Below are 13,676 nucleotides of genomic sequence, written 5' to 3'. Positions count from 1 at the left end.
ATTTCTTCCCCACGTTTTACCTTTAAAGCAATTACAATATGAGTACGCCCAATAAGTTACTAACCGAGCACAATGCAAAAGTTGTTGTACAGGATTTTTTAAATGCGTTAAACACTGAAGATTTTAATCTGGCAAGGCAGCAATTGCATAACGAGGTGTATTTTAAAGGTGTAATGGGCGAAAGAAATGGAGCTGATATTTACATTGCTGATATGGAGAAGATGAAGTTTAAATACGATATTAAAAAAGTATTTACAGATGGCGAAGAGGTTTGCCTGTGGTATGATATTAATATGGGCAGTAAAACCATCTTCTGTGCCGGCTGGTACCAGCTTGAGGACGAAAAAATTAAATCGATTCAGGTCATATTCGACCCGCGACCCATTTTATAATTAACAAACCTGCTTGAGCTTTCTTACACTAATTTCGCCTTCAGTAAGCACAAAGCGAAACATCAAAAACTCATCTGTTTCTGTGATTTCTATCAGCTCAATCACGCCGGATTGATTGTTTTCGTTTTTAATTGCGTCACCAGTTTTTAACTCCAGAAGTGTTGAAGTGGGCAGCTGATTATTAACTGTTATCATTATTGTTGGCAAAGTTTAAGGTAAAACAAGTTTTATCTGCATTTGACGATACTTTAAGGGTACCATTGTGTGCATGGGCAATTTCTGAAGCAATATACAAGCCTAGTCCAAGTCCTTTTTGGTTCGGTTCTACCTCACCGCGTGAGAAAGGTTGAAATAAGCGTTCCATCGCGGCTGCAGGTATCTGCTTTCCGGCATTGGTTACGCACAAATTAAATTGATTGCTGGTACTGCTGGCCGTTACTTCTACAACCGAATCAATAGGCGAGTAATTAATTGCATTAGCCAGTAAATTAGAAAAAAGCTGCGCCAACCGTTTCCCATCTGCATTAATTGGGTGTGTTAAGTCGAAAACCATATTTATTCGTCGTTCCGGCCAAATGGCTTGCAACTCTTCTACTACCTCTTTTAATAAACGCTCATGGTCTTCGTCTTTAGTACGGTTTACTGAAATACCTGCACCTAAATGGCCGCTTGCAAAATCAAGGATATTATCAATCAAGCCATTCATTCTGAAAGAAGCATCGGCGATAATTTTAGTTAAGCGGCTACCTTTTTCATCTAAATTTAAGCGGGATAAAAGTTGAGTACTGCTGGATATCGCATTCAAAGGATTTTTTAAATCGTGACCGAGAATTGCAATAAACTGATCGCGTACAATGGCAATTTCTTGCTCCTTTTTAAGTTCCTTTTCTGCTTCAGCTACCTGTTCAAGCGCATCTAAATGAGAAGCAATTAACTCACCAAATATGGTAAACATGCCAATAATGGCCGGGTTTTTAAGCTTTGCAGGCTTCGGATCGATGGCGCAAAGGGTTCCGAAAAAAACACCGTTTTTTAAGGTGATTGGAACAGAGATATAACTTTGAAAACCATACATTAAAGGTGTGTGGTGCCCTGCATATTCAGGGTCTTCGGCAACATGATCAATAACAACTGCACTTTTGTGCTGTCGGATTTCGTTGCAAATTGTGGTTTCCAGTTTAAGTTCGCCGCCAACCTTTAAGCCAAAGTTTATTTCGTCGTGCACAGCACAAGCAATCCATTTATCGGTAGTTACGCGGGCAACAGCTGCAAAACCCATCCCGGTAGTGCGGCATACGATTTCTAAAATATTGGCTACAGTGGGGATATTATTTACTGCTTCAATATCAGCTTGAATGTTTGTTACGGGGTTTTGCAAGGCCGGAATGAATAATTTTCCAGCAATTTAACTATATTTCTTTTCTCAAAAAACAGGATCTGTACAACTTAGCTTTTATTTTACACAGATTATGCTGTAAAAAACTAAAAAGCGTATAAATACGGTGTAGATTATTGCTAATTGTGAAGTTTGATGTGAATGTTGTTTTGGGCAAAAGCAAAAACCGCATTTATATGTTGAGCCATTTTTAAATAAGCATCAAAAACACATAAATGCGGTGAAGTGATATTAAGCTTTTAATAAAGCTGGTTTTTCGTGGTATGTTTTCCAAAGCAACTCGCCAAACAAAGTGTTCGACCATGCAAACCAGGCTCTAGTAAAGTTGGCAGGATTATCTTTATGAAACGACTCGTGCATAAATCCTTTGCCTGCATGCGTTTTACGTAAACTTTCGATACACGCTTTAATTTCGGCATCATCTTTAGATGTTAAGGCGCGCATGGTGATACTCATTGGCCAAATCATATCCTGACCAGCGTGCGGTCCGCCAATACCTTCGGCTGCTGTGCCTTTAAAGAAGTAAGGATTATCTTTTGACAAGGCAAATTTTCGTGTATTCTGATAAATCGGATCTTCGATTTTCATCGCGCCCAGGTAAGGCAAGGCTAATAAACTAGGTACATTCGAATCGTCCATCAAATACGAACTACCAAAACCATCTACCTCAAAAGCATAAATTTTACCATATTTCGGGTGGTTTACAATGGCGTGTTTTTGAAGCGCAGCACTCACCTCATCGGCCAGGTTTAATAAGCTGCTTTCTAATATTTTATCACTGTTTAAGACTTTAATCATTTCGGCCGCATGCCTTAAACTCGATACTGCAAAGAAGTTTGAAGGTACGAGGAAAGGAAAAATAGTCGCATCATCGCTCGGACGGAAAGCCGAACAAATTAAACCCACCGGGTTAACCGGAAAACCATAACCTGCCATTGGCAACGAATCAGTTGGTTGTGTAGTTTCCCTTTGGAAATGATAAGGGCCTTTTCCTGCTTTACGTTGTTGCTCTTTAAAGGTTTTTAAAGTTGCTTCAATTCCTTTTTTCCAATCGGCATCGAATGGTGTTTTATCACCTGTTTTTTTCCAGTAGTGGTAAGCTAAACGAATCGGGTAACATAACGAATCTATTTCCCATTTACGCTCGTGCACTCCCGGTTGCATAGCGGTTTTATCTGTTTTCCATTCCCCTACTTTGGTAGCATCGCCATAAAAGGCGTTGGCATAAGGGTCTTTCAAAATACATTTGGTTTGGTGGATAATTACACCGGCAATCAGTTTTTTAAGGGGTTCATCCTCATTTACAAATTGCAGGTAAGGCCACACCTGCGCCGAACTGTCTCGTAACCACATCGCATCAATATCGCCGGTTATAACGTAAGTATCGGGTCTGCCACCATTTTCGCTGTGATAAACCGTAGTATCTAAAGTGTTTGGAAAACAATTTTCGAACAACCAGGTTAATTCAGGGTTTTTAACATTGGCCTGGAAGGTTTTTATGGCATTATCTACCGCCTTACTTTGAAAATGTCTTTTTGCCGCAGCTACACGTACAACCGGAAATTCGGGGGCTAAATTAGCTGCAAAAGAGAATTTGGAAGCCACTACGCCTGCGCCTAACAAACCTGTGTTTTGTATAAATGTTCTTCTTTTCATTATGATGTGTTATGGTCTTTTTTTAATTTTGTCTAAACGAGGTTCAGCTATCGTTGATGCATGATCTGTTTTATTGATAGGGATTATTCGGTTAGCGTTTAACAAATATTATTATAATTTTTTGAAGATCAAAATTGAAATTGCCAATTCAGCTACTCCTAAATCGATTTTCCTATTGAGCTTTAATAACCTGGCCAATACCGGCAACGGTAAGTTTAGAAAGGCATAAAAACCAATTGAATTTGTATCTTTATTAACCAAACTTATCGCTATGGATGCAGCACAAAGCACACTTTCAAAACGTATTTTATCGATTGATATACTGCGTGGATTGGTGATGATCATTATGGCTTTAGACCATACCCGCGATTTTTTTCATATCGGTGCCATGACAGGCGATCCATTAAATCCTGATACCACAACAGGAATGCTGTTTTTTACCCGCTGGATCACGCATTTCTGTGCGCCAACCTTTGTTTTTCTTTCCGGATTATCTGCTTATTTATCCGCCCAAAGCAGAACAGCTGCACAGGCCAGTGCGTTCTTATTTAAGCGTGGCTTATGGCTCATATTGGTCGAAATCGTAATCATCACCTTTGGCTTAACCTTTAATCCTGGCTACAATTTTATTATCCTGCAGGTAATTTGGGCTATTGGTACCAGCATGATCTTTTTGGCTATTTTCAGCCGGATTTCTTATAAAACGGTGCTGATTATTGGGTTGGTGCTGGTTTTTGGACATAACCTTTTTAACTTATTCCCGGCACCAAAAGACCTCGCAGGCGGAATGATTTTAAAAGTATTTTTTACTGCATCGGGTACGGTTGTACCGCTATCTGCTAATCATTTTGTAGGTGTGTTTTACGCCATCCTTCCGTGGACAGGTGTGATGTTTGTGGGTTATGGTGTTGGCGCCTGGTATAGAAAGGGATACGAAGCCGAACGCCGGCAACGCAATTTATTGATGGTAGGTTTTTTAGCGGTGTTTGTATTTGTAGCCTTGAGATTAATCAATGTATATGGCGATCCGGTTCCGCGTAAAGAATATGATGATCTGTTTAAGAACCTGCTCACTTTTTTCAATGTAAACAAATACCCGCCATCGTTGCAATATATATCTATGACCTTAGGCCCGGCAATGCTTTTTTTGGCCGTTACCGAAAACCTAAGCAATTGGTTTACCAGAATAACTTCGGTGTACGGTGCTGTTCCATTTTTTTACTATGTGCTGCACTTTTACCTGCTGCACACGTTACTGGTAATCGTATTTTTTGCAACTGGCCATAGTACTAAAGAAATTGTTCAGATTCCGTTTATGTTCAGGCCGGCAGCTTTTGGCTTCAATTTGCCACTGGTTTATGTAATATGGCTTAGTGTGGTTGCCTCGCTTTATTTACCTTGTAGATGGTTTAAGCAATATAAGGAAACACACCGGCAATGGTGGCTAAGGTATGTTTAGCCTTTTTTCCATTTTATACTGCAACCCACAGCCTTGGTTGTGGTAACAGCAGGCTTTTTACCTGTGGCTAAATTATTGATCGCATTTTTTACATAATCTTCTTTTGTGGCGTTTTCACCTTCAGGGTCATTATCTATTGCACCAATGTATTCAACTACATTTCCTTTGTCGCTTTTATTTACCAGGAAAACATGCGGCGTTCTGCTTGCACCGAATTGTTTGGTAACTACATGGTCCGGATCGAGCAAATAAGGGTAAGTGAAATTCTTTACTTTGGCCAGGGCCTGCATTTTATCGAAACTTTCGGCTGGAACCGCACCGGCATCATTTGGGTTAATGGCAATAACCGGATATCCTTTGGCGGCATAACTGGCATTTAGCTCAGCAACACGATCCTGGTAAGCCTGAGCTACCGGACAGGTATTGCAGGTAAAAACGACAATAAAGCCTTTAGCATCCTTGTAGTCGGCCATCGATACCATTTTATTGTCTACATTCTTTAAAGCGAAATCTTTAACCACATCGCCAACTTTATACCCTTCGCCTTGTGCACAGGCACCTAACGAAATTAACATCAAGCCAATTAGAAATAACTGTTTCATAACCTCTTATTTTAAGTTTAACAAAGTACTTTTGAGTTGTTTCTCTGTAAAATCCTGTTCGTAAAAGCGTCTGGTTTTTTGTTTCACAAATAATGTTGCAGGTATAGCGCCTGTCCATTTGGGGTCTACCCTTTCGATATATTTTTGCTGGTCGGTTTCGTTTAACAGAAACACTTCAGCTTTGATCTGGTTCTTTACTACAAAAGGAATTACCTCTTTTTGCAGTTTCGATTTAAAATCTACACTGATCAGGAGTACTTTTACAGGCTTTTTTAAATTGGCTACACGCAGTTTTTCAAAGTTCGGTAGCTCGGCTACACAAGGGGCGCACCAGGTTGCCCAAAAATTAACCACATAGGTGGTATCCTTACCAGCGGCAATGCGTTTATCCAGTTCATCGAGCGTTAACAGTTTTACCTGTGCGCTTAACGAATAACTAATTAAAGATAAGCAGATTAAAAGGAATGTGCGCATAAGATGAATAACGAAATTTAAGCGGGTTTGTTTTAACGATAGTCGTCATCTCGACTAAAGCACAGCGAAACGGAGAGATCTAATGTAGATTTCTCCGTTTCGCTCCCGATGAAAATCGGTGAGCTTCAGTCGAAATGACGGGAGAGATCTAATTAACCGAACCTGATTTAACAAATACGCGCTGATACGCCGGCAATGTCAAATCATCAACTATTACGCCCCGGGTAGTACTGGCATGCACAAAAAAACCATTATTTAGGTACACACCAACATGGTCTACATCGTTGCCTCCAAAGGAAAAGAAAACCAGATCGCCTTCTTTTAAATTATCTATACCTTTTTTCCTTACCACATTGGCCTGATCGCGTGAGATACGTGGCAAGGTTACACCGTAAATTTCCTTTTCTAACAAATAGGCAAATCCCGAGCAATCTATCCCGCCTTTATCCAAACCGCCAAAACGGTACCGAACACCAGTCCAGTCGGTAATGAAGCGGTAAAGCGGCTTGCTTTTTAAATTACTCATGGCATCGGCCGCCTTTGCTCCTTTCGTATCGGTTTTAACGGTGTATTTACGCGTACCACACGATGAAAGGAAGAGTACTAAAGCAACCAAATAGAAAGCGTAAGGTTTAAAGCTAGTATGCATAGGTATAAATTTAGTAACAAGGGCTTATGGTTAAATATTTTTATCCATAAGCCCCTAATCTGCTTAATTCTTAATTAAACGCTGTATTTCATCCAGTTTAAGTAATGCTTCAACTGGTGTTAAAGCATTTACATCCAAATTATTAAGCGTGTCTCTTATTTTTACCAAAACAGGGTCATCAATGGCGAACATTTGTAACTGGTAAGCCTGATTCTGCACTTTTTTAATACTGTCTTTAATGCTTTGGCCTTCCGTACGGTCGATTTCTAATTTTTTAAGTATTTCGTTTGCCCTGCTGATTAATTTTGGAGGCATACCCGCCATTTTAGCTACATGGATACCAAAACTATGCTCACTTCCACCCGGAACAAGTTTCCGCAAGAAGATTACTTTATTGGTCATTTCTTTAACCGAAACATTAAAGTTTTTAATGCGCGGCATGGTATTGGCCAGTTCGTTTAGCTCGTGGTAGTGCGTAGCAAAAAGGGTTTTGGGGCGCGATGTTGGGTGCTGATGTAAAAACTCAGCAATGGCCCATGCAATCGAAATACCATCGTAAGTACTGGTACCACGACCAATTTCATCCAATAAAATTAAGCTGTTGTCTGAAATGTTATTCAGGATACTGGCCGTTTCGTTCATTTCGACCATGAATGTACTTTCGCCTGATGAAATATTATCGGAAGCACCTACACGGGTAAAAATCTTATCTACAATACCCACCTCAGCATCTTTTGCCGGGACAAACGAACCCATTTGCGCCATCAATACAATCAAAGCAGTTTGACGTAAAATGGCCGACTTACCCGCCATGTTGGGACCAGTAATCATAATAATCTGCTGACTATCGGTATCCAGATACACATCGTTGGTAATGTATTCCTGCCCTACCGGTAGCTGTTTTTCAATTACCGGGTGGCGGCCACCTTTAATGTCAAGTACCTTATCGGGTGTAACTTTTGGTTTATTGTAATGGTTTTTGGCCGCAAGCTGGGCAAAACACAGCAAACAGTCCAATTGGGCAATTAAGAACGAATCGAGTTGGATAGGTTTGATATAACCTGCCGTTTCGTACATCAGTTCGTTATACAAACGCACTTCGATAGCCTGTATTTTCTCCTCGGCTCCTAAAATCTGATCTTCGTATTCTTTAAGTTCAGGTGTAATGTACCTTTCGGCATTAACCAGGGTTTGCTTACGGATCCAACCTTCTGGTACTTTATCTTTATGGGTATGGGTTACTTCTAAATAATAACCAAATACGTTATTGAAAGCAATTTTTAAGGAAGGAATTCCTGTGGCTTCAGCTTCGCGTTTCTGTATCTGAACAAGGTAATCTTTACCACCAAAAGCAATTTTACGCAGGCGGTCCAGGTCTTCATCAATGCCGTCGGCAATTACGTTTCCTTTTACCAATAGTGCTGGCGGATCGGCCTGTAATTCTCTTTCAATCCTGTCGCGAATGGCCAGGCAAGGGTTTAACTGATCGGCAATTTTGATTAAAAACGGATTTTTAGAATCGGCAGCCAGTTTTTTAACGGATTCGATATGGTACAAAGCGCGTTTCAAAGCCACCAGTTCGCGTGGCCCAACACGTTGTAAACCAACTTTAGAAATCAGGCGTTCTAAATCGCCGATTTGCTTAATGTGCGATAAAAATTCCTCTTGTAAAGTATCGTGCTTCACAAAATATTCAACCATGCCCAGGCGTTCCTGAATAGGTTTCAGCTCCTTCAAAGGCATAATAATCCATTTCTGCAGCAAACGCGCGCCCATTGGGGTGCAGGTATGGTCCAAAATATCGAACAAGGTTACTGCATTATCGTTTGGAGAGTTAACCAGTTCGAGGTTACGGATGGTAAAGCGATCAAGCCACATGTAACGATCTTCTTCAATGCGGCTAATTGAGGTAATGTGCTGCAGGTTACGGTGTTCTGTTTCGCCTAAATAGTGTAAAATAACACCAGCAGCAACAATTGCGCTTTGTAAACGGTCTATACCAAAACCTTTTAACGAAGTTACCTCGAAATGTTTCATCAGCGTTTCGTTACCGTAATCGCTGGTAAAAGGCCATTCATCCAGACCGAAAATATAAAAGCGATCGCCGAAATTTTCGGTAAAGGCCTGTCGTTTCGATTTCTGGAAAATAACTTCTGTAGGTTTAAAACCTTGTAAAAGTTTATCGATATAATCGCTGTTGCCCTGTGCAATTAAAAATTCACCTGTTGATATATCTAAAAATGAAACGCCCAATTGTGTTTTATCGAAGAAAACGCAAGCGAGGAAGTTATTTGATTTCTGGTTAACGATATTATCGCCATAAGCCACGCCAGGAGTAACCAGTTCTGTTACACCACGTTTAACAATGGTTTTGGTTGTTTTGGGGTCTTCCAGCTGATCGCAAATGGCTACACGCTGGCCCGCACGTACCAGTTTAGATAAATAGTTATCAAGAGAGTGGTGCGGAAAACCAGCAAGTTCGAGGGCGCCGCCATTTGGCCCCGTTCCTCTGCGGGTTAATACAATACCTAATATTTGTGCTGTTTTTACGGCGTCTTCGCCAAAGGTTTCGTAAAAATCGCCTACCCTAAATAATAACAATGCGCCCGGATACTTCGCCTTTATAGCGTTGTATTGCTGCATTAACGGGGTTTCTTTATTCGTGTCTTTAGCCAAAACTGAAATTAATTTGCAAAAGCCATAAAGATAGCACGAATATGCATTGTACGGTTGTTTTGTTGAAAAGTTGAAAGATTGTTAGTGAAATCAGTTTCCAATCCACAGTTGGCAGTTTTAAGTTAGCGAACATGAACAGTTAACCAGTTCAAACAATTAACCAATTTAAATAAACCCTTATTTGAAAATGAAGCGTTCTTCACCTTTCGGAAAGTTTAGTCCTGCTATCCGCTTTACTTCTCGCGATGAAAAATCGGGATCGTGCCCGCTCCTATCAGGTTTAAAAACAATAGCCGGTTTTAAGCCTTCCTCATAAAATTAACTTATTTACATAATTTTATAATTTAAACAAATACCCATACTTATGCGTTAAACTATATAAAACTTAATATAAATATGATGACGATCCAACTGAATGCCGACAAGAGTTTAACCATACACCACGAGTACGAAGAAAAAATTAAAGGCCAGCTAAATGAAGGGCTGAGCAGATACAGTGATTTGATTACGCGTTTGGAAGTTCATTTATCTGATGAAAATGGCAGTAAAGATGGTTTAGACGATAAAAGATGTTTATTAGAAGCCCGGATTACAGGAAAAGATCCTATTGCAGTAACCAACATGGGGAACACTTACGATTTAGCCCTTAATGGTGCTTTAACAAAATTAAAAAGTACACTCGAAAAAGTGGCCGGTAAGTTGAAAAGCCATTAAAATTGATGTGTAAATAGATAGAAATAAGTTCTGCAGTGCTATGCACGGTGAATAAAGCAATCTGAATTGGGTTGCTTTATTATTTTATTGGCTTCCTATCGTTCATATCAAACTGGAAAACACATCTTTCACTTAAAAACTCAAATTTTGTACTACATATAGCGCTTTGGAATAATTCATTGCTGTTTTTATTCATCAGATCAATATGTATATTGCCAACATTACAAAACGAACCTAATATGCTTTGACATTTATCGATAAAATAAATGTATTGTACTATTCCGTTGGTGCGAACAAGATCAACAAAGTGTTTAATAAACTGAGGTAAAGATGCTTTGTTTACGATTAGACCTCCCTTAAAATCCTTTTTTATACCTGATTTTGTAAAGAAATCCATCCCTTTTTTAAAGGTTTTATATTTACCTTCCCGAAAACGCCAGGCCAATTTTTCATCACCTAAAAAGATAAGGGCATCTAATTCCAGGGCATCTAAAAGCTTTGAAAGTTCTTCGCCTAAAGCCTTTAAATACTTTCTATATGTTTTTGATTTTAAAGTTAAAATATGGCTGGCAAAAGTATTAGGATAGAAACAATCATAATCTTCTATTTCCTTATTGTAGGTTCTTTGTGGAAATATTGGATATGCTTTAATGCATTTCTTCCTTTTTATTTGCTTAATCACCTGACAGCTAGTTTTTCATCTAGTTGTCCAATAAAGCCTAAAAACAAATTAAGGGCTTTCATCCTATCCTCAGTTACCTCGAATTGTAATTTGTGGTAAAGGTAATCTTCCAGGTCAAAATTGCTTACAGGTGGTAATTCTGCTAAAACTTCTTTACGATGATCTAAGCCAAACTTTAAAGCGGCATTAAACTCATCTTTAAATTGCTGCGAAATTTCTTTATTGGCTACCCAGGCAGCGTACATAAAAGGCAAACCGGTAAACTTCTTCCATTCTTCGCCCATATCGTAAACAAAGGCAAAATTTTGTGTTTTACCGAAAGTACGGTCGCCGATTAAAACAAAGGCATCTGTTTCTGCATTTTGATCTGTTGTAAATTCTACTTCCTTCTCCCAATGGAATTTTAGCAAAACTTTAGCCAGGTTATTCGAGGTCCGGGAATGGGCATCCAATCGTAGGGTTTTGATTTCATTAACCGGAACATTACTAAAAATAAATACCGAATTTACCGCGCCATCGCTTCCTATGCAGTAATTGGTCACAATGTTAGCATTCGGTACTAATGGAATAGCGGCCACAGGCATCAAACCAATATCTGCCTGACCGTTAATTACTTTAGCGGCGCAATCTGAAGGAATATCTAAACTTAAATCTATCTTATCGATGATAGGCGAATGTGCTAAGCCGTATATAAATGCTTTGGTATTGGTGTAGGCAACAGCCGATATTTTAATCTTATTCAAGGTGTTATGCTAATGTTTTGCGCAACGCGTTTGGCGTTAAGCGGATTATCCAATCACTAAACCGTCTAAATGAACGGCACTATTAAATTCAAGAACGGTAAATTTTCCATCCTCGAAGCCCATTTTGTATAAAACAGTATTCTGATGCGGAAATTCGGTCATTTCGCTTAGAGGTTTTCCTAGCAGCAGGCATAAGAAAACCCTCATGGCCCTTCCGTGCATGCAAAGTAATACTTTCTGCTCTTCCGGCCGGGTCATTAAAACTTCCATGGGTTGTTTTAAACGTTCATACACATCCTGAACGCTTTCGCCACCTTCAAAATGGGCACTGTAGTTACCCTCCTGCCAGCATTGCAGCATCGAACGAAAAGCTTCGCGTGCCTCCTCTGTATTGGGTTTTCCTTCCCAAATTCCCCAGGCCAGCTCGTCTAAGCCCGATAAACGTTCCCAGGGCAGGTCCGAATCAATAAATTTCTGTACGGTTTGCCAGGTGCGTTTTAAATCAGAAGTGTAGATTTTATCGAAGCCCACATCTTTATACGTTTGATAAAAAGCCTCGGCCTGTGCCCTACCTAAATCATTTAAATCAGCATTTATACCCCTGCCTTGTACTATGCCCTGTCTGTTCAATTCCGTTTCGCCGTGGCGGATGATATAAATTTGCTTCATATTTTATATTTATTGAATGAGCGGGTTTTGAATGATTGAATAAGGGGACGTTAAAGTAACATTCTATTATTCAGTAATTTCACCCTTCAATCAATCATTCATTTAAATTAATTCACTACCGGTAATTTATAATAAGCAGGTTTCTTTTCTTCTTCGAAAACAACATGCTCAAAATCGGTTACCACATTGTATAAAGTGTCGCGCTCTATGGCTTTTCTGCCTACTTGCTTAATCAGGTTTACCAGTTCTTTGGTGCTCATTGCAGGAGTTTGCTCTTCAGCACCGGCCATTGAGTATATTTTTGTGGTATCATCCAATGTGCCGTCAATATCATCTACGCCATAATTCAACGACAATTGTGCTGTTTCGCGACTAATCATCGCCCAATAGGCTTTAATGTGATCGAAATTATCCATATAAATACGGGCAATGGCATAATTCCTTAAATCTTCAATTACCGAAACTTCGGGCACATTACTCATTTGGTTGTGCTGGTTGCGGAATTTTAGCGGAATAAAGGTTTGGAAACCACCTGTTTTGTCCTGTAGCTCGCGAAGTTTCTCCATATGATCAACCCGGTGCCAGAATTGTTCGATATGACCATAAAGCATGGTAGCATTGCTACGCATACCCAGTTTATGCCATTCTTCGTGTATAGCCAGCCATTGTTCGCCTGTACATTTATCTTTGGCAATCTGATCGCGCACCTCAGGGTGGAAAATTTCTGCACCTCCGCCCGGAATAGATTCTAAACCGGCCTCTTTCATCAGGCGCATTCCGGTTGCGTAATCAATTTTAGCTTTCTTAAAAATATAGTGGTATTCTACCGGCGTTAAAGCTTTAACATGCAAATCAGGACGGTGTTGCTTAATTGCAGTAAACAGTGCTGAATAGAAAGCCACATCATACTGTGGTAAAACACCGCCAACAATATGCACTTCGGTTACCGGCTCATCATCGTATTTTTTTACAATATCGAGCATTTGGTCCATGGTTAAGGCCCAGCCTTCTTCTTTTTGCTTTAATAGGCGCGAGTACGAACAGAATTTGCAATCGTAAACACAAAGATTGGTAGGTTCTAAATGGAAATTACGGTTAAAATAAGTTTTATCGCCGTGTTTTTGCTCCCTTACAAAGTTGGCCAAAACGCCCAGATAGCCTAATTCTGCGTACTCATAGAGGTAAACGCCTTCATCAAAACTAATCCGCTCTCCCTGAAGAACTTTGTGTGCAATGTTTTGTAGTTCAGTTGATAAGTTGGTATCAGCTAGTATTTTTTCAACCTGATCAGTTGTATTCATTCCTGAAATATTTTGAACAAAAATACAATAATGAGGCGATTTGAAAATCATTTTCTTGTAACAAACCGGTATTTTATTATTTCTCAATACATTATTTGAATGTTAGAAGGATTGATTTTTGAATGAGTAAATATGCATCCTGCCTTAAACATTCAATCATTCAAAATTTAATTGTTTATGTAAGCTATATTCTTCAGGGAAGCTTCCGTGCTAATCCGTGCTTCCGTGGCTCATAAAAATAGGTTGTAATCGAGTAGGAAGAT

15 protein-coding genes are annotated in these 13,676 nt (G+C 39.6%); 4 read left to right on the top strand and 11 right to left on the bottom strand.

Annotated elements, in window-relative coordinates:
• Positions 1-38 precede the first annotated feature (38 nt).
• Positions 39-392, top strand: coding sequence for a nuclear transport factor 2 family protein (locus DBR40_RS19140; RefSeq protein ID WP_124561356.1), 354 nt, complete (start codon positions 39-41; stop codon positions 390-392).
• Here DBR40_RS19140 and DBR40_RS19135 read toward each other — a convergent pair whose 3' ends face one another.
• From DBR40_RS19135 to DBR40_RS19125, 3 genes are all read right to left on the bottom strand, one after another.
• Entirely contained in the window at positions 393-587 is a 195-nt protein-coding gene (locus DBR40_RS19135; RefSeq protein WP_124561355.1) for a hypothetical protein, read from the bottom strand. It abuts the gene before it with no gap.
• Positions 574-1,770 carry a GAF domain-containing sensor histidine kinase gene (locus DBR40_RS19130; protein WP_124561354.1) on the bottom strand — a complete coding sequence of 399 codons (1,197 nt, stop codon included), beginning with the start codon at positions 1,768-1,770 and terminating at the stop codon, positions 574-576. Before DBR40_RS19130 ends, DBR40_RS19135 begins: the two co-directional genes overlap by 14 nt.
• A 249-nt stretch (positions 1,771-2,019) precedes the next feature.
• Positions 2,020-3,444 (bottom strand): glycoside hydrolase family 125 protein, encoded by a 1,425-nt coding sequence (locus DBR40_RS19125; RefSeq protein ID WP_124561353.1) that lies wholly within the window; start codon positions 3,442-3,444, stop codon positions 2,020-2,022.
• Positions 3,445-3,715: 271 nt separating this feature from the next.
• On the opposite strand from DBR40_RS19125, the gene DBR40_RS19120 reads away from it, so the two are divergent.
• The gene (locus tag DBR40_RS19120) at positions 3,716-4,903 is read left to right on the top strand and encodes a DUF1624 domain-containing protein (protein WP_124561352.1); all 1,188 of its coding nucleotides are present in this window, start codon (positions 3,716-3,718) and stop codon (positions 4,901-4,903) included.
• Here the strand turns inward: DBR40_RS19120 and DBR40_RS19115 are convergent.
• The 4 genes from DBR40_RS19115 to mutS form a co-directional block, all read right to left on the bottom strand.
• Positions 4,900-5,505, bottom strand: coding sequence for a thioredoxin family protein (locus tag DBR40_RS19115; RefSeq protein WP_124561351.1), 606 nt, complete (start codon positions 5,503-5,505; stop codon positions 4,900-4,902). The genes DBR40_RS19120 and DBR40_RS19115 overlap by 4 nt on opposite strands.
• 6 nt (positions 5,506-5,511) lie before the next feature.
• Positions 5,512-5,979: a TlpA disulfide reductase family protein gene (locus tag DBR40_RS19110; protein WP_124561350.1), complete on the bottom strand. Its 468-nt coding sequence runs from the start codon at positions 5,977-5,979 to the stop codon at positions 5,512-5,514.
• A gap of 148 nt (positions 5,980-6,127) precedes the next feature.
• Positions 6,128-6,628: a C40 family peptidase gene (locus DBR40_RS19105; protein ID WP_124561349.1), complete on the bottom strand. Its 501-nt coding sequence runs from the start codon at positions 6,626-6,628 to the stop codon at positions 6,128-6,130.
• A 63-nt stretch (positions 6,629-6,691) separates the two neighbouring features.
• On the bottom strand, positions 6,692-9,304 hold the full coding sequence (mutS, locus tag DBR40_RS19100; RefSeq protein ID WP_124561348.1) for a DNA mismatch repair protein MutS: 2,613 nt from the start codon (positions 9,302-9,304) through the stop codon (positions 6,692-6,694).
• 187 nt (positions 9,305-9,491) lie between these two features.
• Between mutS and DBR40_RS27140 the strand changes: the two genes are divergently transcribed.
• Positions 9,492-9,620 carry a hypothetical protein gene (locus DBR40_RS27140; RefSeq protein WP_255420126.1) on the top strand — a complete coding sequence of 43 codons (129 nt, stop codon included), beginning with the start codon at positions 9,492-9,494 and terminating at the stop codon, positions 9,618-9,620.
• A gap of 80 nt (positions 9,621-9,700) precedes the next feature.
• A complete protein-coding gene (locus tag DBR40_RS19095; RefSeq protein WP_233603936.1) occupies positions 9,701-10,018 on the top strand; it encodes an HPF/RaiA family ribosome-associated protein in 318 nt (105 codons plus the stop codon).
• A gap of 79 nt (positions 10,019-10,097) precedes the next feature.
• Here the strand turns inward: DBR40_RS19095 and DBR40_RS19090 are convergent, their stop codons facing one another.
• From DBR40_RS19090 to mqnE, 4 genes are all read right to left on the bottom strand, one after another.
• Positions 10,098-10,700, bottom strand: coding sequence for a hypothetical protein (locus DBR40_RS19090; protein ID WP_124561347.1), 603 nt, complete (start codon positions 10,698-10,700; stop codon positions 10,098-10,100).
• Positions 10,697-11,443 (bottom strand): menaquinone biosynthetic enzyme MqnA/MqnD family protein, encoded by a 747-nt coding sequence (locus tag DBR40_RS19085; protein ID WP_124561346.1) that lies wholly within the window; start codon positions 11,441-11,443, stop codon positions 10,697-10,699. The genes DBR40_RS19090 and DBR40_RS19085 overlap by 4 nt, the downstream gene beginning before the upstream one ends.
• A 45-nt stretch (positions 11,444-11,488) precedes the next feature.
• Positions 11,489-12,112 carry a histidine phosphatase family protein gene (locus tag DBR40_RS19080; RefSeq protein ID WP_124561345.1) on the bottom strand — a complete coding sequence of 208 codons (624 nt, stop codon included), beginning with the start codon at positions 12,110-12,112 and terminating at the stop codon, positions 11,489-11,491.
• Between the two features lie 107 nt (positions 12,113-12,219).
• Entirely contained in the window at positions 12,220-13,413 is a 1,194-nt protein-coding gene (gene mqnE, locus DBR40_RS19075; protein ID WP_124561344.1) for an aminofutalosine synthase MqnE, read from the bottom strand.
• Positions 13,414-13,676 lie beyond the last annotated feature (263 nt).

The sequence above is a fragment of the Pedobacter sp. KBW01 genome (genome assembly GCF_003852395.1).
Taxonomy (GTDB): domain Bacteria; phylum Bacteroidota; class Bacteroidia; order Sphingobacteriales; family Sphingobacteriaceae; genus Pedobacter.
The sequence above is the reverse complement of the archived record's forward strand: the minus strand, read 5'-3'. Positions and strand labels throughout refer to the sequence as shown.

What these genes read in the sequence shown, in the direction of transcription:
- mqnE (WP_124561344.1), bottom strand. Translation starts at nt 13,413, where the DNA reads ATGAATACAACTGATCAGGTTGAAAAAATACTAGCTGATACCAACTTA.
- DBR40_RS19110 (WP_124561350.1), bottom strand. Translation starts at nt 5,979, where the DNA reads ATGCGCACATTCCTTTTAATCTGCTTATCTTTAATTAGTTATTCGTTA.
- DBR40_RS19135 (WP_124561355.1), bottom strand. Translation starts at nt 587, where the DNA reads ATGATAACAGTTAATAATCAGCTGCCCACTTCAACACTTCTGGAGTTA.
- DBR40_RS19125 (WP_124561353.1), bottom strand. Translation starts at nt 3,444, where the DNA reads ATGAAAAGAAGAACATTTATACAAAACACAGGTTTGTTAGGCGCAGGC.
- DBR40_RS19095 (WP_233603936.1), top strand. Translation starts at nt 9,701, where the DNA reads ATGATGACGATCCAACTGAATGCCGACAAGAGTTTAACCATACACCAC.
- DBR40_RS27140 (WP_255420126.1), top strand. Translation starts at nt 9,492, where the DNA reads ATGAAGCGTTCTTCACCTTTCGGAAAGTTTAGTCCTGCTATCCGCTTT.
- DBR40_RS19140 (WP_124561356.1), top strand. Translation starts at nt 39, where the DNA reads ATGAGTACGCCCAATAAGTTACTAACCGAGCACAATGCAAAAGTTGTT.
- DBR40_RS19080 (WP_124561345.1), bottom strand. Translation starts at nt 12,112, where the DNA reads ATGAAGCAAATTTATATCATCCGCCACGGCGAAACGGAATTGAACAGA.
- DBR40_RS19115 (WP_124561351.1), bottom strand. Translation starts at nt 5,505, where the DNA reads ATGAAACAGTTATTTCTAATTGGCTTGATGTTAATTTCGTTAGGTGCC.
- DBR40_RS19105 (WP_124561349.1), bottom strand. Translation starts at nt 6,628, where the DNA reads ATGCATACTAGCTTTAAACCTTACGCTTTCTATTTGGTTGCTTTAGTA.
- DBR40_RS19120 (WP_124561352.1), top strand. Translation starts at nt 3,716, where the DNA reads ATGGATGCAGCACAAAGCACACTTTCAAAACGTATTTTATCGATTGAT.